Genomic DNA, 19,772 nt, shown 5'->3' with positions numbered 1-19,772 from the left:
AAAGAAGCTTAAGGCGTCCAACGCGCGCTCGGCGCGCTGCTGCAGCTCCATGCGAGGGCTCCTGGCGCGGTCGGCTTGGCGCCTGACGGGCAGCCGGTGACCACTCACCATGCCATAGATGCCAGTCAACGCCGTCCTGTAAGGGGACGTTCGTCATGCAGCTGCGCCGGCAGCAAAGCGCCAGCAGCGGAGGTAGGTCATGCCCACGGAAGCAGACCTTCTGCTACCGAGCCAAACCAGACGCCCAAGCCATTCCGCACTCCGCTCCTAAGCGGACGTTGGCTCGGAGTCTGGCAAGGGGCTGAAGGTAGCCGTTGGCGAACTGTCAGTTCTAAGGCTTCAAATGTTTTGAAGAGGACGTCACTCTTCGAAAGACGCGCAACCCAATCGCATTATAGAGGCTAGCTTAAACGGCGCTCGCTCGATGCGGACATGCCGGTCCGTAGTCTTGGCGCGGGTGCCTGCCAGCCAACGGGATGATGGGTGTTTCAACTGTGCAGGCCGACAAGTCATTATTAAGTCTCGATGATCGAGCGGATCTTGCTCGCCAATCCCTCGACGGCAAAAGGCTTTGTGATCATCTGCATTCCCAGATCGAGGTGGCCGGCCCCAAAGGCGGCGTTCTCTGCGTAACCGGTCATGAACAGCACCTTTAGTTCAGGCCGGCTGATCCGAGCCTGATCGGCGAGCTGGCGCCCATTAATGCCGGGCAACCCGACGTCTGTGACAAGGAGATCTATCCGGGCATCAGACTGAAGAATTCGTAGGCCAGACGGTCCGTCTGGCGCCTCGCGCGTCGCATATCCGAGCTCGCTCAGCACCTCGACGACCAGGGTACGCACGGTGTCGTCGTCTTCGACCACGAGTACCGTCTCGCCGTGTTCGGCGCGCGGCGACTCGCGTCCGGTCGTACCAGGCTCCTCGTACTCGCCGTAGTAGCGAGGCAGGTAGAGCTTCACCGAGGTGCCCTTGCCGCTCTCGGAATATATTTTGACGGTACCCTCGGACTGCTTGGCGAAACCGTAGATCATGCTGAGGCCAAGGCCCGTGCCCTGGCCGATGGGCTTCGTCGTGAAGAATGGATCGAACGCCTTCGCGATAACGTCCGGCGGCATGCCGGTGCCGGTGTCGGTGACGCACACGCAGACGTACTGGCCAGCTCGCACCCCGATCTCACGCGCTACGTAGGCGTCGTCCAGGAAGCTGTTCGCTGTCTCGATAATCAACCTGCCCCCGTCCGGCATCGCGTCGCGCGCGTTGATGGCGAGGTTGAGAATGGCGTTCTCCAGTTGGTTCGGGTCGCACAGCGTTAGCCATAGACCGCCGGATACGACGACTTCCAGGCGAACGCGTTCACCCAGGGTACGGCGCAGCAGGTCGTCCATCGAGCCCACCAGCCGGTTCACGTCGACGGCCTTCGCTTCAAGGGGTTGCTGGCGCGAGAAGGCAAGCAGGCGATGGGTGAGCGCTGCCGCTCGTTGCGCCGAGGCCATAGCGAGGTTGGCGTACCGGGTCAGGTTCTCGATCCGCCCCTCGTTAATGCGGGTCTGCATCAGGTCGAGCGATCCGACGATGCCGGTCAGCAGGTTGTTGAAATCGTGCGCGATGCCGCCGGTGAGTTGCCCGACCGCCTCCATCTTCTGAGACTGGCGCAGCTGCTCCTCGGCCTGCTCGCGTTCAGCGATGGCCTCGCAGACGCGGGTCTCAAGCGTATCGTTCATCTCCCGCAAGGCGACCTCGGAGGCCTTGGTGGCGGTGACGTCGTAGATCACTCCGACGTGCCGCAACTCAGCCGAGGCGTCCTCGCGCACCGCTTCACCACGTCGGGCGAGCCAGCGTATGTCACCGTTATCCGCCATCCGGACACGCATCTCGGCGTAGGGAAGCTCGCCGGCATCGCGAACGCCAGGATCGAGAAGGGTGCCCCCTTCCGCGATCAGAGCGTTGACCGAGCTGACGGCCAGCGTCTCGGCCGGCACGATGCCCAGTAGGTTGCAGAACTGAGGGGAGACCTCGACGGTGGCGAACCCCGGCACGTACTCGAACGTTCCGATCCGCCCCGCGGTCTGGGCGATGCGCAGCCGCTCCTCGACGCGCTTCTGCTCGGTGATCTCGACCAGTGCGCCGGTGAACCGCGTCGGGACACCATCGGCGCCGTAGGCGCAGCGGCCGCGAGCATGGACCCAGCGGATCGCGCCGTCCGGCGCCTGCAGGCGATACTCCCGATCGAACACCTCGGCACCGTTGAGGATGCCGCCGACCGCCAGGCGGACCCGCGAGCGGTCCTGGGGGTGTACGCGGGTGAAGAAGGCGCCCGTGGGGACGCCGACCCCGCCGACATCCTGCTCGATGCCGTTGAGTAGGGCGAAGCGCTCGTCGACGTGGAGGCGCTTGCCCGGGATGTCCCAGTCCCACGTTCCAGCGACACCCGCAGCCGTGAGGGTGATCCTCAGTTGCCGCTGGGCGTCAGCGAGATGACGCTCGATGCCGGCCAGGCGCTCCGCGGCGCCCACTCCCTCACGAGAGGGCGTGACGTCGACCTGAGAGGCGAAGAAGTTTACGAGTTCCCCGGCCTCGTCGAAGACCGGGCTGAGATAGAGCTCGTTCCAGAAGCTCTTGCCGTCCTTGCGATAGTTTAGAAGCTGAACCTTCAGTTCCCTCTGGCCGGCGACCGCGCTTCGGACGAGGGCCACGGCGGCCGGATCGGTGTCTGGCCCTTGAAGGAAGCGGCAGTTGCGCCCGAGCACTTCACCGGCCGAGTAGCCGGTAAGTGCCAGGAAGGCGCGGTTGGCGAGAACTATTGGGTTATCGGGAAGGCGCGGGTCCGTCACCACCATCGGCTGGCGTGTGAGCTCCAGGGCAGCGATGAACGGGCCGGCGCGACCGCGCATCTCCGCCGTCGCGTGGCTTAGGGCAGTCGGCCCGTTATCATCGCCTGCGGCGGTCACGACCCGGTCTCACCGATGGCACGCTCGACAAACTCGTCAATGAGGACCTTCAGGTTCTCCAGGGAGGGCAAGTCCATCAACATAGCGATGTAGCCGCGGATGTCGCGCTCACGCACCGCGAAATTGATGTAGAGGAACAGAACCAGGGAATCGGTCCCATCGTCGCCGATGGGCCGAAAAATCCGGGGTCCGTCGCCCCTCGTGACCTCCGGCAGCGACATAGTCAGAGTACGCTGCAGCAGGTTGGCCATCGTCGCCAGGCAGCCGTTCAGGATGACGTTGCCGGTCTCCGTGAGCGCCTCGTCCTCAAGCTCCGCAACCTCTTCTGCGGACAGTTCCTCCCCGGCAACTGCGCGGACTAGCTCGCGCCCGTTTTCCTGCGGGAAGATAAGGAGCGCGCGCCCGGCAAAGGCGCCGGTGAAGTCCTGCTGAACGACGACGAGCTCGGACGCTTCCCGCTCGCCGATCATGCGCGCGGCCTGGGCCCGGGACACGATCTCGACGGCCGGAACCGACAAGAGCACCTGGACGCCAATCATCTTGCGCAGGCTCGCGGCAGCTTTGCTGACGCCAATGTTTACCAATTCAGTGAATGCGTCGCGCTGCAGTTCGGTGAGGTCGACGGTGGCTGGCGTCACAAGGCCGCCCTGCGCAACCTAAGCGCGGCACCTGATAGGAAGCCTGCGAGCGCCTCTTCGGTCAGCGGCTTCGGCAGGAAGGTGGCGTCGACGCTGCGGGCGCGGGCGATGATCTCATCCTGGATGTTGGCCGAGACCACGGCGATGGGCATGTCAGGCTTCGCCACACGCAGGTCGGCGGCCAGTTCGAGGCCGTCCTTGCCGGGCATGTTGAAGTCGAGAAGGGCCACGTCGACCTGACGCACGCCCATGACGGCCATCGCCGCCTCGGCATTGGCCGCCTCGGCGATCTCCCAATCCGGCTTGATTAGGCGCAGGAGCTTGGCCGCGACGAGGCGGGCGAGCTTGCTGTCATCGACGATAAGGGCGGTGGTCGGCATGAAGGGGTGCTGGTTCGCTCGGGCGCGGAAGCGGCCTTTATGCGACGGGGCCGCCCCGGAGCATAGCTGTAAGTGTCCGTGGCATCGCGTTATCCTGGGCCGAGGGGTGCAGCCAGCGTTCGACGAACGGGTCGCCGCAGGTACCGAGGACGCTAGGCCGCAGCCGCAGCAGGACCTGGTACACCGCAGTGTGCATGCGGGTGCAGGCCGTCCAGTCCACCGGCGCGGTCGGATTTTCGAGTATGAGCGAGACGAGTGTCTCTGCATCCTCGACCGGGCAGAACCCTTCAAGGCGTATGGGTCCCCCCGGCCCGGCATCGTTTCGGCGAACCGCGGGCATCACCTTCCCTCCCAGACGTCTTGGGCAACCGTCAATGCATCGGTGAGCATGGAGGCTGGGTCGAGTACGAGCAACACGCGGCCGTCTCCGAGAAGGGTCGTACCCGCTACTCCTGGGAGAGATGCGACGATGCCCGAAGGTGGGCGTATTACGGCGTCGATGCGATCCTCGAAGCCATCGATTTCCACGGCGATGTTCTCTCCTGATGCGCCAACGATCAGGAGTAACGCCTCCGGGGGCCTGAGAGAGGGGTCCCTAAAAAGATGGTCCGTGTGGCCAAGGAGTTCGACGAGCTGGAACACCGGGATAGTTCGGCCACGTTGGACCATCGCGTTCCCACCGGCGACGGCATGGATGCCCGTCCGAGGCCTGCGAACGATCTCGACGATGGCATCCATCGCGACGCCGTAAGATTGCCTACCCGCTTTAACCACCATGACGCGAGCGAGGGCGATGGTGCGGGGAAGGTGCAGGCGGATCGTGGTGCCGAAACCGACCCGGCTCTCGACCGAGACGCGGCCGCCCATGCGTTCCGCCGCCACGCGAACCGCGTCCATGCCAACGCCCCGCCCCGACAGGGCACCGACGCTCTCTGCCGTCGAGAAGCCCGGGGTGAAGATCATGTCGGTCACGGCGCCGTCGTCCATGGCCGCGACGGCCTCGGTCGAGCGCAGACCACGCTCGATGACCCTGCGGCGGATGAAGGCCGGATCAATCCCGCGCCCGTCGTCGGAGACCGACACGAGGATGCCCTCGCCGTCCTGCCCGGCTTCGATGCGGATCCGCCCGGGCCCGGGCTTGCCGCCACGTTGCCTCGTCCCCGCATCCTCAAGTCCGTGGTCGACGGCGTTGCGCATGACGTGCAAGAGCGGCTCGAACAGGTTTTCGACGATGCCCCTGTCAGCCTCCGTATCCTCTCCCACAACGTCGAGGACGACCTCTTTGCCGAGCCCGCGTGCGGCTTCGCGCACCGGTCGCGCGAAGCGGCGAAAAACCTGCGATAGCGGCGTGAGCCGCAACGAGACCGCGCTTCTATGCAAAGCCGTCGAGAGGCGTCCGATGTTCGCGTCGGCCTCGCGGATCGCCCGGGCGAGCGTGCTCCCTTCCTCGCCGGCCTCGACCCGTGTGGCGAGATGGCCGAAGGCGTTGCGGGCAACGACAAGCTCCCCGACGAGGGTGACGAGCGCGTCGACCCTGCTGGCGTCAACACGCAGGGTGCGGGCGACTTCCACGCCGGGCGGCTCTGCTCCTTCGGAAACCTTCACGGTATCCATTGGGGAAGGCGCGCCCTGCCGGCCGGCCAGGATGGTCTCGATTGCTCCCAGGATGGCATCGGCGCCGTGTTCAAATGCCTGCCCGCAGCGCTCGGCATCGTCGGAGCGTCCGACCGACCGCAAAGCGTTCGCCGCCGCCCTTGCACAGGCTTCGGACCGGCCCGCGTCGGTGTCCGCGTCGCCCACCGCTGCCAGCACCCGGATCTGTTCCGCGAGGATGGCGGCTACAATTGGATCCAGTACGGGTGCCCCCGCGCCTTTCACATCGCCAGCGACGGTCCGCCTATCGGCGGCGATCGGCAGGTCTACGACCGCGACCTGGTCCCCGACGAGGCGGAAAACCTTCTCGATCTCCGCGCGCGGCCCTTCCGATACGAGGGTAATTTCAAGGTTGCAGGCGTAGGCGTCGAATTCCTGGCTTGGGGACCAGGGCGCGACCGGCCCGACCGAGAGGGCAAGGAGGCCAGGGATCTTGCGGACCAGTCCGAGCGGGTCGTCCCCGGCGAAAAAGCAATCGCCGCGGGGCTGGTACCGCACGGCGGTCAGCGGCTTCGAGCCGGCATCGGCCATGGTATCGGCGAGGCGGGCCGCCCATCCGGGGAGAGCTGCGGTGTCCGCGGCCTGGGTCTCGGGTCCGCGCGACAGCAGGGAACGGTATCGTTGGGCCAAGATGCCAGACTCGGCGGCAGCCGTATCGGGCAACCGCTCCATCGCCTCGACCGCGTCCGCCCAACGTGCGGTCGCGTCGAGGGTCTCCAGCGAGAGGTCGATCAGGGCGGCATCCGCCGTGAGGGTCCCGGCCCGTGCGGCGGAGAGGCTGTCCTCGGCGGCATGCAGGAGAGCGAACCAAGGCGGATAGTCGAACAGCCCAACGGAACCCTTCAGCGTGTGGAAGGCACGAAAGACCCGGTTCACCGTCTCCGCGTCCTCTGGGGCCGCCTCCAGGGCGAGCAGATCCTCCGTTGCGGACTGAACGAGCTCGCGCGTCTCGACGAGGAATTGTTCGAGCAGGTCGTTCACGGTTGCCGTCCGGCCATCGCCCGGGCATGCGCGACCAGCACATCCTCCGGCAAAGGCTTCACGAGGTAGAAGTTCGCACCCGCGGACCGCGCGGCATCCCGGTCGCCGTTGCCGGCCTCGGTGCTGGTCATCAGGGCTGGGATCGCGCGGACTGAGGACTCGCGGCTCCTCAAAGCGCGAAGGAAGCTGAATCCGTCCATCTTCGGCATGTTCACGTCCACGACGAGAAGGTCGTAGGTGGCGCTCAGCACGCGCTCCAGTCCCTCGATGCCGTTGAGCGCCTCGTCCACGACGAACCCGGCTTTCTCCAGGGCGCCGCGATAGTACATCCTCACGAGGCTCGCGTCGTCGACGACGAGCACGCGCGGGGCATCGACGGGTGGGGTTGCGGTCTCAGACATGCTCGCCCTCGCGCGGCCGGCGGTAGACGATGGCGTCATCGTAACGGCAGACCCTGAACAACGGGGAGATCCGGCTCATGCTCTCGGTGTGCCCCAGGCAGACGAAGCCGCCCGGAACCAGTGCATCGTAGATGCTGTCCGCAGCGAGGCGCCTGGAGGCGTCGTCGAAGTAGATGAGCACGTTGCGGCAGAACACGATGTCGAACCGGCCCTGCGTCGCCATCGCTACCGCGTCCATCAGGTTGCAGGGGGTGAAGCGCACCGAGCCGCGAAGGTCGGCGAGGATGCGCCAGGCCGGGCCTAGCCGCGTCTCCTCGCGCTCGAAATAGCGGGCGACGAGGTCCGGGCTTAACCGCATCAGGGCCCGTTCCCCATACAGGCCCTCCTCGGCGGCGGCGATCGCCCGCGTATCGATGTCCGAGCCGACGATCTCGACGTCGTAGTGGTCGACCTCCGGCCAGTTCTCCAGCAGCCAGAGCGCCACCGAGTATGGCTCCTCGCCGGTCGAGCAGGGCATCGACCAGATCCGAAGGGTCGATCCCGGAGCTTTACGGGCGACGACCTCCGGCATGAGCGATGACGTCAGGCAGCGGAGCTGGTGGTCTTCGCGGTAGAAGTACGTCTCGTTAATGGTGAAGGCATTGATGAGGTTCTCGACCTCGCCGTCCATGTCTGCTCGCAGGCGGGCGAGGTAGACCGCGAACGAGCGGGACGCGGTGGCCTGCATGCGCTCAGCCAGACGCCGGTCAACGAAGTAGCGCTTGGCGGGCGTGAACAGCATGCCGGTGCGCCGGTAGAGGAACTCGCAAAAGCGCGCGAAGTCGGCGTCGGTGACCGGCGATGGAGGTTGCAGCACCCGCTCAACGCCCCGGGCCGAGACGGGCAAGCACGGTGTCGATGGCTAGGGGCAGGAAAGCCGTCGATGCGAAGCGGGCCCGGGCCGCCAGCAGCGCTGGTGCAGCGTCCGCCGTCCCGACCTCAGCAAGTACCTCTACTGCCGCGCCGCAGACGTTCGGGTTGGTCTCAGCATCGAGTAACCCCGTCAGAAAGTGGTTCGCGGCCTCAGTCGGTTGTGTCCGCACAATCTCGGTTGCCAGCAGCCGGACGTCGGGGTCCGGGTCGGCAAGGAGGCCGGGCAGCACCGAGGCCGCCGCGGGGGGCATTTCCTGGAGCGTCTCGATGCAGGCGTTGCGTAGCCAAGCATCCTCCGAGCGCAGGTGCTGGGCCAGCGCGGCGGCAGCCGATGGATCGGAGATGGCGAGCAGCGCGGCAAGAAGGGCCTCGCGAACACGAGGGTCTTTCTCACTTTCGAGGGCAAGCCCAAGACCGTCCGCCGCGTCAGGACGCCCTGCCATGGCCTGCGCTGCCGCAAGCCGCGCGGCTGCATCGCCAAGGGTCGGCTCGACCAAGTCTCTGCGAGGCTCGAAGGCGGTTGCGCCTTCAGTCGAGAGAGAAGGATCGCGGCGGACGAGCGGCATCAAGGCACCATGTCGAGGAGCGCGTCGGCGATTGCTTCAAGCGGGGCGACGACGCTGGCGCCACCGGCCCTGACGAGTTCGCCCGGCATGCCCCAAACCACCGCCGTCTCCTCGCTCTCGGCAATGGTGCGGCCCCCTCGCACCCGCATCGCGGCCATCGTCGACGCGCCGTCACGGCCCATACCTGTCATCAGCACCCCGACGAGGCGGGAGGGTTCGACCAGTTCGAGGGCGCTGGCGACGAGGCGGTCGACGCTCGGATGCCAAAGGTAATCGGCATGGGCCGGAACGGGCTGCACGACGAGCCCGGAGGGACGGCGCGCAAGCATCACGTCCGCATCTCCCTTGCCGACGTAGACATTGCCGGGAGCCAGCGGCATCGGCCGAGAGGCCTCGTGCACCCGCAGGGCGCACAGGCCGTCGAGCCGGCGTGCCAGAGGACCGGTGAAGCTACCGGGCATGTGCTGGGCAATTACGACCGGCCAAGGGAAGTCGGCAGGCAAACGAGACAGCAAGGCATCCAATGCCGGCGGCCCACCTGTCGAGGTCCCGACCAGTACGATGCCGTCGACCGGACCCTTAGAAGGCGCAGTCGGCTCTTCAAGCGAGGCCGCTCGCGAGGAGGCCCACGTTCGCGTGGCCGAGCCGGCCGACCCGTTGGATTTGGCACGTATGCGTTCGGCGAGGCGCAGTGTGGGACGAAGGCGGGCGCCGGCGGCCGAACGGACCTTCTCCACGATCAGCGGACCCAGTCTATCGATTTCCAGAGAGATCGCGCCGCCGGGCTTGGCGACGAAGTCAATGGCTCCGCGGTCCAGCGCGTCGAGCGTGACCTCCGCCCCGTCGGCAGTCAAAGACGACACCATCACCACCGGTGTGGGTCGGTCGAGCATGATGCGGTCGAGGCAGGCGAGGCCGTCGAGGCCCGGCATGTTGACGTCGAGGGTGATCACGTCCGGGCGGAAGCGCGCATGCTCGGCAAGCGCCTGATCGCCGTCCCGAGCGAAGGCGACCTCGAAATCCCCCTCCTGCGCGAACACGCCGCCGAGGAGCTTGCGCATCAGCGCCGAGTCGTCGACGACCAGAAGGCGGATCATGCCGCGGCGTCGGGCGCGGCGTCACGCCCTCCCGGCCGCTTGCCTGCCGCATGCACGCTTCGCTCGGTGCCGGCGAGGAGCGCCGACGCGTCCACGATAGGCAGGAGACTGTCGTCATCCAATGTTGCGACCCGGTCGACCCCGTTCCCTGCGTCCCCGGAGAAATCTGGCGCTGGCCGGATCGCGTTAGCTTCAAGGCGCAGGATGCGCGAGACGCCGTCCACGAGGAGGCCGGCGACGCTGCCGTCGGCTTCGAGCACGACGATGCGGCGCCGTGGACCCGCCTCGCCGGGCGGCAGGCCAAAGCGTCTGCGTTGATCGACGACGGCGAGCACAGTGCCTCGTACGTTGATGGCACCCACGACGAGGTCCGGCGATCGAGGCAGGCGCGTCATAATCTCCGGAACCCGCAGCACCTCCCGCACCGCCCCGACCGCAACGCCGTAGCTCTCGCCCGCGACGTCGAAGACCACGACTTGCTCCGTAGAGCCTCCCGCCTGAGCGTCCAAGATCTTGGCGTCATGGGAGCGTTCGGGCAAGGCGGTCACGATCGTCCCTTCCAGCAGGCGGTCGGCGGACAGCACTGAGACAAGCGTACCGGCCGCGTCGACCCGGCAGATTGCGTCGACGACGGTGGTGCCGCCCTGCCTCAACGACGATGGCACCGGATCGATGGCATCTGGTGCGAGCCGCAGGATCGGACCCAGGACATCGACGACCAACCCGGTCTCCGTGCCCCCAAGGCGCACGACGACGATGCGCGCATCCGCGTTCGGTGGGGGTGCGGCGAGGCCGAGCAGAGCCGGGAGGCTCAGCAGAGGCAGCACGCTGCCGCGCAATGCGACGACGCCCAGGGCGGCGTTGCCGGCACGCGGCAGCGGCACGACGTCAGGCGGCAGCGCGAGGACCTCCGAGACCCGCTCAAGCGGAAGGGCGTAGGAGCGCCCGGCAGCGGTGAAGGATACCAGCGCGACATGTTCCGCTTCGGCTTCCCCGGCAACACCTTGGCTTGCAGGCCGGCCCGCAGCCTGAGCCGAAGTGCCGGCTCGCCGGCGTGGAAACGCCTCGGCGACCATGGCTCTGAGATCAAGCACGCGAGCCCGTCCCGACCCGACCGTGGTGGCAAGACGCCACGACTTCGAGGTTCCGTCCATCTCGACGGATTCCGTGCCCCCCGAGAATGCGACGATGCGGTCGACCATCAGTCCGACCGGTTCACCTGCCTCCGCGACGACGACCCGGCTCGGCTCCGTCGCGGGTTCCAGGTCGGGGCGCACGATGCGGCGCAGGTCCAGCACCGGAAGAGCCGCGCCGCGAAGGTTGGCGAGTCCGGCCAAAGCGGCCGGCGCGCCTGGCACGCGCGTGAGCGCGGGCGGCCGAAGGAGCTCCCGGACGATTTCCGCGTCGAGGGCGTAATCGTCCGATCCCAGCGTGAATACGAGGTAGCGCCTATCGCCCGTGACGTCGGCCTCAGGCATCCGTGGCCTGCAACTCGTCGGCGAGGGAGGCGATTTCCTCGATGCTGGCTGCAAGGTCCTCGGCGCCCTTCGACTGCTGGCGCGCCGCGGTCGCGGCCTCGCTGGACGCTCGGTCGGCCTGCTCCGCCGCGGCAGCAATCTGCTGCGAGCCTTTCAGGCCCTCACGGGCCGCGATGACGATGGCATCCGCCCCGGATAGGACGTCTGCGTTGCCATCCTCCAGCCGCGCGACGTTCCCCTCGACGTCTGCCAAGGTGGCGATCAAGGCCCGGTTGCGCTGCGCCTCCGTCTCTGACGCGCCGACGACCTGTTCCAGCGCACGCCGGACTGCGCCGACACCGTCCTGAATGTCGCGCACGGTATCGAGGATGCGGTCGGCGTTCGCTGCCGCGTCGCGGGCCAGTGCGCGGATGTCGTTCGACACAACCGCGAAGCCCCGACCTCCCTCGCCGGCGCGCGCCGCCTCGATGGCGCCGCTGACTGCGAGCATGTTCACCTGGACGGCGACAAGTGCGATGGAGCCGACGATCTTCTCGATGCGGCGATTGCTGCCTTCGAGCTCGCCAATGCGGGTGAGGCAGTCGCGGGTCTCTTTGAGCGAGCGTCCAACGCCATCGGCGAGGGAACCGACCGCCGAGCGCACCTCCCGCAGGGTGGCGCCGATGCCTGCGACGGTCTCACGGGCAATCGTTGCGTTCGAGCTGAACACCGCGGCGCTGCGCTCGACCTGGGCCATCGCCGCGCTGGATTGTTGAGCGGCGGCACTTTGGATGCCGGTGCCGCGGCTGATCTCGTCGATGGCGGCGAGGATCTCGACTGCCGCCCCGGACAGTTCCTGGACTGTCGCGGACAGTTCCTCGGCGGCCGAGGCGACCTCCTCTGACCTCTCCTGGACCGAGCCGCTGCCCGTCAGGTCGTCTGCGAGGCCGGCCAGTGCCAGTGCCGTCGTCTGCCCCTGTTCAAGGGACTGCACCTGTTGTGCCACGGCTTGCTGCGCCTGCCCTGCAGCAGCGGCCTGCTCCTCGGCGGCCGATGCGATCTGCTCGGCGCCGCGCTGCGCCTCCCGGATTGCGATCTCGGCCTCGACTGCGGCTGCGAGGATGGCCTGCGCGCCTTCCGAGACCCAGCCGAGGTCTGTTCGCGCCGCCTCTAGCTTCTCGGTCACGCGCCCGCCAGCCTCGGCTTCTGCGACCGCCGTCAGTGCTGCGGCGCGGATGATATCGCCGACGCCTCGAACCTCGGCGCGGATCGCCTCCGCCAGCGTGCGAACCTCGGCCGCGCTCGCCTCGGAGATCTCTGCGAGCGCCCGCACCTCGTCGGCGACCACGGCGAAGCCACGACCGTGTTCGCCTGCCCGGGCCGCCTCGATGGCGGCGTTCAGCGCCAGAAGGTTGGTCTGATCCGAGACGTGCTCGACCGTGCCGGTAATCTCTCCGATGCTCGCCGCCCCACGGTCGAGCTCCTCGATCAGAGCGACCGAGGCGGACTGCCGTCCGGAATTGGCCTGGACCGCAGCGACGGAGGAGGTGATGTGGACACCGGTCTCCGCCAGAAGCGTCTGGAATGCCGTGATCGACTGACGCGAGGCATCGGCCCGCTCCCGAGCGTCGGCCAGGCGTCCGACGATCCCGGCGATGGCGCCGAGGGACTCCTGCGCGGCCCCGGCGGCTTCCTCGGCGCCGGACGCGATCTGTTCCATCGACCTGCGCAGTTCCTCGGCTGCCGATGACGCCTCGGTCACGCCCGCCGCGAGTTCCTCGGTCGCCGCCGCGAGCCGTTCCGCAGCCTTCTGGCGTCGGGCGCGGGACCGCTCGCGCGTGCGGCTGGCAGGGATGGTGGTCACCGGCGTCATGTTCGGCCCAGCGGCAACGGCCTCGACGGGTTCGCCCTGAGCGGCGAGCCGCGTCCTCTTCACCAGCGCCATGGACGGGTCACCCAGGTTCGACCGTCCTTCCTGCCGAACGCGAGGGTGAGGATGGTTCAGAAGTAGCCCTTGGCTTCTAAGCCGAGCATCGTACCGGTCAAGGACAGGCTCGACTTCTCCCAGCGAAAGTGGGTGCTGCAAGGGGCCTAGTTGCACTCCGCCGCATCCGCTTCGGAGCACTAAACTCACCCCTCCGCGCGGCGGACGTGGGCGCGAAGCTGTCGATCGTCGTTGCCCGATCGAATGTCGGCTCGCTGGGCTGTAACTTCCGTAAGCGGCCCGGCAGAAAACCACCCGATGCCGTCGTAGAACGGACGGACGGGTCCCGACCCAACCTTGCCGTACAAACTCACCCACTTCTGACCCGAAAGCGGAAGATCGTTTCCTCGTCATTGCTGCAGTTTGGCCCCAAAGTCTTCTCTGATCTGTCTAGCTCCTGACGTTCGCGGCTCTGATTGTCGCTCAGCTTTGAAGCGGGCTCATGGTTCTGCTTCCTGCCATCCACGGTCTTGCAACCGGCCAGGTCCGGCGCCTCGCCCTGGGGCACGGCGTCGAACCACTGTAGGCCTCAGCTTTCGTCGTTCCAGCCGGGATCGCCATAGCGGTTCTTGCAGTGATCAAGCATTGAGCCGTGCCTGATCCAAGCTACGTCCACTTCGCATATAGGTGGCCCATGGTTGATGCTGGACGCTCGGTACCTGACCTGAAGGCACAAACAAGGATATGCGCTCAACACGCCGCGACGTTGACCGCCAGGCCGCCGAGTGAAGTCTCCTTGTACTTGGCCTGCATATCGTGGCCGGTCTGGCGCATGGTTTCTATGACCTCGTCGAGGGTGACGCGGTGGATGCCGTCGCCGCGCAGAGCCAGGGACGCGGCCACCACCGCCTTGTTGGCCCCGAAGGCATTGCGCTCGATGCAAGGGATCTGGACCAAGCCGCCGATGGGATCGCAGGTCATGCCGAGATGGTGCTCCATCGCGATCTCGGCGGCGTTCTCCACCTGGGCCGGGCTACCGCCGAGAAAGGCTGCCAGCCCCGCCGCCGCCATCGCGGCGGCCGAGCCAACCTCTCCCTGGCAGCCGACCTCGGCGCCCGAGATCGATGCGCGAGACTTGATCAGGCCGCCCACCGCCGCGGCGGTGAGCAGGAATTCCCGCGCGCGGGCATTCGACCACTCCGGGCAGAAATCGCGGGCGTAGCGCAGGACGGCGGGCACGATTCCGGCCGCGCCGTTGGTAGGCGCCGTCACCACGCGACCACCGGAAGCGTTCTCCTCGTTCACCGCCAGCGCGTAGAGGCTGATCCAATCGACGATCTCGTGGGCGGCACGGGCGTTGCGCAGGCGCCCGGCGGTGAGGTTGTCGTGCAGGCGCTTGGCCCGGCGGCGCACCTTGAGGCCGCCGGGCAGTTCGCCGTCCTGGCTCAGGCCGCGGTCAATGCAGGCGAACATTGCCTCGCGGATGGCGTCGAGGCCGGCCTCCACCGCCTCGGGAGGACGCGCGCCGCACTCGTTGGCGAACTGTACCTGCGCGATCGTACAGTCCTCGCGGAAGCACAGGGTGAGGAGGCCGGCCGCGGAGGCGTATGGCAGGGGGCAGTCCGCATCGGCGCCGGGCGCCGCCTCGGCCTCGGTCACCACGAAGCCGCCACCAATTGAGTAGTAGGTCTCACTGTCGAGGATCGCGCCGGCGCCGTCGAGGGCACGGAAGCGCAGACCGTTCGTGTGCAGCGGCAGCAAGTCGGTGAAGTTGAAGGCGAGGTCCGTGGCCGGGTCGAAGGCCGGTCCCCCATGCGCCAGCCGCTTGCCGGCGGCGAGTGCCGCGACGAGGCCGGCGACCGCATCCGGATCGATGGAGCGGGGATCGTGGCCGAGAAGCCCAAGAAAAATCGCCGTGTCGGTACCGTGCCCGCGCCCAGTCCAGGCGAGGGAGCCGAAGATCTCGGCCTTGATGCGGGCGAGCCCGGGCACCCCCATGGTCCGGGTGCGGTATCGGAGCGCCGCCACCATCGGGCCGACGGTGTGCGAGCTCGACGGGCCGATTCCGATCTTGAAGAGGTCGAAGGCGCTGATCATACCAGCCTTATCACCCGGCACCGACCGGTCCGCTGCTCTCGCCTCTGACAGGATGTGGCCAGAATGCAGGTAGGAGTTTATCCAGATTTAAGCTCATAGCTTACTTGCTGTATCTAGTGTATCTCTAATCAGCGAAGATAATTTTGCAGGAAATTTTTGGCGCGACCCCACGCTAGCTCGGCCGCAGCACGATCATGCACAGACGTCCGCTGCTCGTTGGCGAAGGCGTGCTCGGCCTCATAGCGGTAGAGTTCGAACGTTTTGCCAGCCGCCTTCAAGCCGTTTTCAAAGCGGTCCACGAGGTCAGGTGTGCACCAGTCGTCTTTGGACGCGAAGTGGCATTGAATCGGAACTCGCACGTCCCGCGGGCTCGCCACCTCATCAGGTGGTATACCGTAGAAAACGACTCCCGCGGCGATCTCGGCGATCCTGGCACAACCGATCAATGTAACGGCACCTCCGAGGCAAAATCCGGTCAGGCCAACCTTCGCGCCGTTCCTCCCCAAGAACTGCGCCGCAGCTCGCACTTTCTGGTCGGTCGCTTCCAGGAAATCGAGGGAGGCCATCTCTCGGCTGGCCGCTTCAGCGTCGTGATATGGTACCACCGTGCCGCCGTAGAGATCCGGGGCGAGGGCGTCGAAGCCAGCCAGGGCGAAGCGGTCACACAGACCCTTGATCTGTTCTTGAAGCCCCCACCATTCTTGGATCACCACCACGCCTGGCGCACCGCTCGCCGCAGCGTTCGACAGATAACCCAGGCACGTAGCGCCGTTCGGCTGGCTAAACTCGATATGCGTTCCCATGATCTTCCTTGATGGTATAGCGACGTTTGCGCGGAGTGTTCAGGTCGCCGAAGCCAGAGCGTAACGTGCGCTACGCGTTTGCCAGACGGACACCCCCCAAGCTGTGATGAAGGCCAGCGGCACGGTTAGGATTGCAGGCGGGTCGTAGGGGAAAATCGGCGCTGCGTAGCCCAGAGTTTTCACCCAAATTGCTGGACCAAGGATCGTCAGACCCAACGCCGATACTAAGCCCACTATACCTCCAGCGAGGGCACCAGCCGTCGTCAACCCGCGCCAAGTCATGCTTAGAAGCAGCACTGGAAAGTTGGCACTTGCCGCGATCGCGAAGGCGAGGCTAACCATGTAGGCCACGTTCTGATTACGGAAGCCGAGACCTAGGAGAATGGCCAGCACGCCGATGCCTAAGGTCGCGTAGCGACTGACACGCAGTTCCTTGTGCTCGTCGGAAACGCCGAATGCCCTTGCGTAAAGGTCGTGGCTGATCGCCGAGGCGCCCGCCAGTGTTAAGCCGGCGACAACTGCCAGAATGGTCGCGAAGGCTACCGCCGAAATCAGACCCATCAGGGCATCGCCGCCGACAACCGAGCTGAGATTGATCGCCGCCATGTTCGCGCCGCCGCGCATCCCGCTGGCGACCTGATAGGCTGGATCGGGAAGAACAAGGGCGACAGCACCAAAGCCGATTACATAGACCATCAGAAAGAACGCTGCGTTAAACATGCAGGCGAAGAACACTGAGCCGCGGGCCGCGCGGACGTCCGGCACAGTGAAGAAGCGCATTAGGATATGGGGCAGTCCGGCGGTTCCTAAAAGCAGTGCTATGCCCAGCGATAAGCCGGAAATCGTATCCTTGCCGATACTGACTGGCGCAAGGATAGCTTCGTGGCGCGGGTGAACGGCAACCGCACGATCGATCAACGCTGAGGGATCAAAGCCGAAGCGTGCAAGCGTTAGTACGGTCAGGCACGCAGCGGAAACAAGGAGCAGCGTCGCCTTGACGATTTGGATCCACGTCGTTGCTAACATCCCGCCAAACATGACGTAGCAAGTCATCAGCACGCCGATAAGAAAGACGGCATAGGTATAGTCCAAGCCGAAGAGAAGTTGGATAAGTTGGCCTGCGCCGACCATTTGCGCGATCAGGTAGAAAGCGATGACCGTGAGCGACGAGCAGGCCGCGAAAATCCTCACCGGTCGCTCACTGAGCCGGGTTGCAAGGGCACAAGCAAAGTTGAACTTGCCCAGGCGGCGCAGCCGTTCCGCGATAAGGAAAAGCACGATCGGCCAGCCCATTACGAAGCCGACGCCGTAGAGCATACCGTCGAAGCCGTTTGTGGTGATGAGACCGGATACCCCAAGGAAGGCGGCGGCCGACATATAGTCGCCAGCGATAGCCAATCCATTGCGGAAGGCCGAGAGTTCTCCGCCGGCATTATAGAAACTGCTGCGTGTGCGGACGCCACGAGCTGTGAACCACGTAATCGCGAGAGTTGCAGCAACGACGACGACGAAGAGGCTAATGGCTGTTGCGTTACTTTGCGTTTCCATCACTGCCAACCTCCCGTGCGTTTACGATCAGGACGTAAAGACCCATGGTCGCCACGACGCCGACGAGGAGGCCGGCGCTGAGTAAGAACGACCAAGGGATGCTGCCGATGGCTGGGCGCGCAAGCGACTGGGGGACAAGGGCCCCGGCGATCAGGAAGCTGAAATAGGCGCAGGCGACAGCGCCGGAGAGCCACCACCCGAGCGCCGTCGCCCCTTCAGACGGAAGGTCCGGCAAATTCGGCCGGGGCGAAAGTTTGGCCTGATCCGTCATTTGTAAGCCTCAGCGGCGACAAGCGTTCGTGCGCGGGCATAGTCGTGATTGAGCCGTGAAGGCGTCAGCCGGCAGCGGCGCTGGATTGACTTAGGCCAAGCTGAGCTTCGATCCGCTTGGCCGTGACTTCGCGCTGCGCCGTGATCTTGGAGGCAACGGCCCTTGCCTGAGCCAATACCGAAGCGGGCGCCCGCTCGGGGGTGCCGGCGTCGAAGGGCGGCTCCGGGGCATAAGCCATGTACAGTTGGATGAGTTGCGCCACCTCATCGCCACGAAGCCGGGCCACCACTGTAAGGGCGCCGTCGATCCCGGCAGTGACGCCAGCCGCGCACACCATGTTGCCATCCTCGACCACACGCGCGTCGACCGGGATGGCGCCAAAATAGTGCAGCAGATGGTGTGCGCTCCAGTGGCTCGTCGCTCGCTTGCCTACGAGGAGACCGGCAGCACCGCAGATCAGCGCGCCCGTGCACACTGGAAAAACACAAAGTGCACCGTCGGCCTGTTCGCGGATCCACGTCAGGACCTGCTCGTCTTCCATCAAGGCTTCCTGGCCGTAGCCGCCCGGAACATGCAGGATATCGAGTTTCGGCGCTTCGCTCAGGATGGCATCGGCCATGAGGCGCAGACCATTGACGTCGCGCATCGGCTCCAGATGCTTGGCGTAGATCTTGTAGGTGGAATTCGGAATGCGAGACAGGACCTCGAAGGGACCTGTCAAGTCTATCTGGTCGAGGCCCTCGAAGAGCAGTGAGCCGATCTGAAGATGACGATTGGGATCGATCATGCGTGTAAGACCTTTTCTGGCATGGGGACACCGGATGGGCGTTTTGTGCGGAACATGTTGCGGTAGTTGCCTGGAGGGACACCGAGATGACGGAGGAAAGCTCGTCGCATTGTCTCGTCGGCCTGGAAGCCGCAGCGCGCGGCTACCTCAGAGACACTGGCTTGATCCGACTCAAGCATGCGACGGGCGCTCTCGACGCGCAGGCGCTCCAGCATCCGTGCAGGCGTAACGCCTGTCTCAGCCCCGAAGGCACGCGCGAACTGTCTTGGGCTTAGACCGGCACGTGCAGCCAAGTCATTGACTGAAAGGGGTTGGTGCAGGTTCTCGCCCATCCAGGCCATGAGGTCGGCAAGCCGCACCGACAAACCCGTCTGAGCCGAGAGGGCCGCGCTAAACTGCTTCTGGCCGCCTGGGCGACGCAGATACATCACCAGCTCACGCGCCACGGCTAGTGCGAGCGCGTGCCCGTGATCGGCCTCGACGAGGGCGAGGGTCAGATCCATTCCTGCTGTCACGCCGGCCGAGGTCCACACATCGCCGTCGCGAACGTAGATGGGCTCGGGATCGACCAAGAGATCTGGATGCAGACGGCTTAGCTCATCGCACCAGCGCCAGTGCGTCGTGACCTTTCGCCCGCGCAAGCAGTCAGCTTCCGCGAGGATAAAGGCGCCGGTGCAAACGCCGACGACCCGGCGTGCGTTCGCAACCAAGCGCTGCGTTAAGGACCGGATCGCGGTCTCGGTACATCGGCGACGGGCACCCTCGCCGCCCACAACAATCAGAGTGTCGAGGTCAGTCCAGGCGAGCGCCTCTGCCTCGGTGACAGTCGAGTGGAGGGTCAGACCGGCAGAGGTTGCGGGTGAGCCGGCCTCAGGAACGATGAGGCAGGAGACCGTATAAAGAGGCGGTCGACCTTCTGTCGCCGCGGCGCCCTTCTCGCGCTCTTTGAGATATCCGGCCTGGGCCAAGATCTCGGCGGGACCGGCGATATCGAGGAGTTGGCTAGGGGCCGCGCCCAGGATCAGCGTTCGACGGGTCGAGAAAGATGCGGATGGGTTGCGAGGTCTGCGCATGACGGGGATCCTGGCATTCGTGTGCGCCCCCCGCTATGTCAATGTTCCCTCGTTTTCTGCCATTTTTGGATCTGTGGGCAGACACTCAGCGAACTGATGCGTTTCATTGGACCAACATTGCTAGATAGACGTGCGCCTTTCCTGGCGCTGCTTAAAGAACTTTGCCGTGTAGCGGCCTGCCAGATTCCGACCCAACCTCGTCGTACAGGCCAGACCTTGCCGTCCTCGCAAGCAGA

Annotated in this window: 16 protein-coding genes; all 16 read right to left on the bottom strand. The window is 65.8% G+C overall.

The genetic code is table 11. The annotated features are described in order from the left end of the window. Positions 1-515: 515 nt before the first annotated feature. The 16 genes from ACFE7U_RS12980 to ACFE7U_RS12905 all read right to left on the bottom strand — a co-directional run bounded on the left by ACFE7U_RS12980 (position 516) and on the right by ACFE7U_RS12905 (position 19,536). Positions 516-2,891 carry a PAS domain-containing protein gene (locus ACFE7U_RS12980; RefSeq protein WP_375410148.1) on the bottom strand — a complete coding sequence of 792 codons (2,376 nt, stop codon included), beginning with the start codon at positions 2,889-2,891 and terminating at the stop codon, positions 516-518. Between the two features lie 53 nt (positions 2,892-2,944). Next, positions 2,945-3,586 (bottom strand): chemotaxis protein CheX, encoded by a 642-nt coding sequence (locus ACFE7U_RS12975; protein WP_375410147.1) that lies wholly within the window; start codon positions 3,584-3,586, stop codon positions 2,945-2,947. Beyond that, on the bottom strand, positions 3,583-3,966 hold the full coding sequence (locus ACFE7U_RS12970; protein WP_375410146.1) for a response regulator: 384 nt from the start codon (positions 3,964-3,966) through the stop codon (positions 3,583-3,585). Before ACFE7U_RS12970 ends, ACFE7U_RS12975 begins: the two co-directional genes overlap by 4 nt. Positions 3,967-4,305: 339 nt before the next feature. Next, positions 4,306-6,600: a chemotaxis protein CheA gene (locus tag ACFE7U_RS12965; protein WP_375410145.1), complete on the bottom strand. Its 2,295-nt coding sequence runs from the start codon at positions 6,598-6,600 to the stop codon at positions 4,306-4,308. Then, a complete protein-coding gene (locus tag ACFE7U_RS12960; protein ID WP_375410144.1) occupies positions 6,597-7,001 on the bottom strand; it encodes a response regulator in 405 nt (134 codons plus the stop codon). The genes ACFE7U_RS12965 and ACFE7U_RS12960 overlap by 4 nt, the downstream gene beginning before the upstream one ends. After that, positions 6,994-7,854, bottom strand: a complete 861-nt coding sequence (locus ACFE7U_RS12955; RefSeq protein ID WP_375410149.1) for a CheR family methyltransferase — start codon at positions 7,852-7,854, stop codon at positions 6,994-6,996. Before ACFE7U_RS12955 ends, ACFE7U_RS12960 begins: the two co-directional genes overlap by 8 nt. A gap of 7 nt (positions 7,855-7,861) precedes the next feature. Next, positions 7,862-8,479: a HEAT repeat domain-containing protein gene (locus tag ACFE7U_RS12950; RefSeq protein WP_375410143.1), complete on the bottom strand. Its 618-nt coding sequence runs from the start codon at positions 8,477-8,479 to the stop codon at positions 7,862-7,864. Then, entirely contained in the window at positions 8,479-9,576 is a 1,098-nt protein-coding gene (gene cheB, locus ACFE7U_RS12945; RefSeq protein WP_375410142.1) for a chemotaxis-specific protein-glutamate methyltransferase CheB, read from the bottom strand. The genes ACFE7U_RS12950 and cheB overlap by 1 nt, the downstream gene beginning before the upstream one ends. Continuing rightward, a complete protein-coding gene (locus tag ACFE7U_RS12940) occupies positions 9,573-11,054 on the bottom strand; it encodes a chemotaxis protein CheW (protein ID WP_375410141.1) in 1,482 nt (493 codons plus the stop codon). Before ACFE7U_RS12940 ends, cheB begins: the two co-directional genes overlap by 4 nt. Then, on the bottom strand, positions 11,047-13,371 hold the full coding sequence (locus tag ACFE7U_RS12935) for a methyl-accepting chemotaxis protein (RefSeq protein ID WP_375410140.1): 2,325 nt from the start codon (positions 13,369-13,371) through the stop codon (positions 11,047-11,049). The genes ACFE7U_RS12940 and ACFE7U_RS12935 overlap by 8 nt, the downstream gene beginning before the upstream one ends. A 336-nt stretch (positions 13,372-13,707) precedes the next feature. Continuing rightward, positions 13,708-15,054, bottom strand: coding sequence for an L-serine ammonia-lyase (locus ACFE7U_RS12930; protein WP_375410139.1), 1,347 nt, complete (start codon positions 15,052-15,054; stop codon positions 13,708-13,710). Between the two features lie 128 nt (positions 15,055-15,182). Continuing rightward, positions 15,183-15,857: a dienelactone hydrolase family protein gene (locus ACFE7U_RS12925; protein WP_375410138.1), complete on the bottom strand. Its 675-nt coding sequence runs from the start codon at positions 15,855-15,857 to the stop codon at positions 15,183-15,185. A gap of 39 nt (positions 15,858-15,896) precedes the next feature. Then, on the bottom strand, positions 15,897-17,405 hold the full coding sequence (locus ACFE7U_RS12920; RefSeq protein WP_375410137.1) for a sodium/solute symporter: 1,509 nt from the start codon (positions 17,403-17,405) through the stop codon (positions 15,897-15,899). Continuing rightward, positions 17,389-17,676, bottom strand: coding sequence for a DUF485 domain-containing protein (locus tag ACFE7U_RS12915; RefSeq protein ID WP_375410136.1), 288 nt, complete (start codon positions 17,674-17,676; stop codon positions 17,389-17,391). Before ACFE7U_RS12915 ends, ACFE7U_RS12920 begins: the two co-directional genes overlap by 17 nt. Before the next feature lie 64 nt (positions 17,677-17,740). Then, the gene (locus tag ACFE7U_RS12910; RefSeq protein WP_375410135.1) at positions 17,741-18,463 is read right to left on the bottom strand and encodes a DJ-1/PfpI family protein; all 723 of its coding nucleotides are present in this window, start codon (positions 18,461-18,463) and stop codon (positions 17,741-17,743) included. After that, positions 18,460-19,536, bottom strand: coding sequence for a GlxA family transcriptional regulator (locus ACFE7U_RS12905; protein WP_375410134.1), 1,077 nt, complete (start codon positions 19,534-19,536; stop codon positions 18,460-18,462). The genes ACFE7U_RS12910 and ACFE7U_RS12905 overlap by 4 nt, the downstream gene beginning before the upstream one ends. Positions 19,537-19,772: the final 236 nt, after the last annotated feature.

Origin of the sequence: uncultured Methylobacterium sp. (assembly GCF_964251405.1) — a bacterium.
GTDB lineage: Bacteria > Pseudomonadota > Alphaproteobacteria > Rhizobiales > Beijerinckiaceae > Methylobacterium.
Note: the sequence above shows the minus strand (reverse complement) of the source record. Positions and strands in the feature narration are given on the sequence as shown.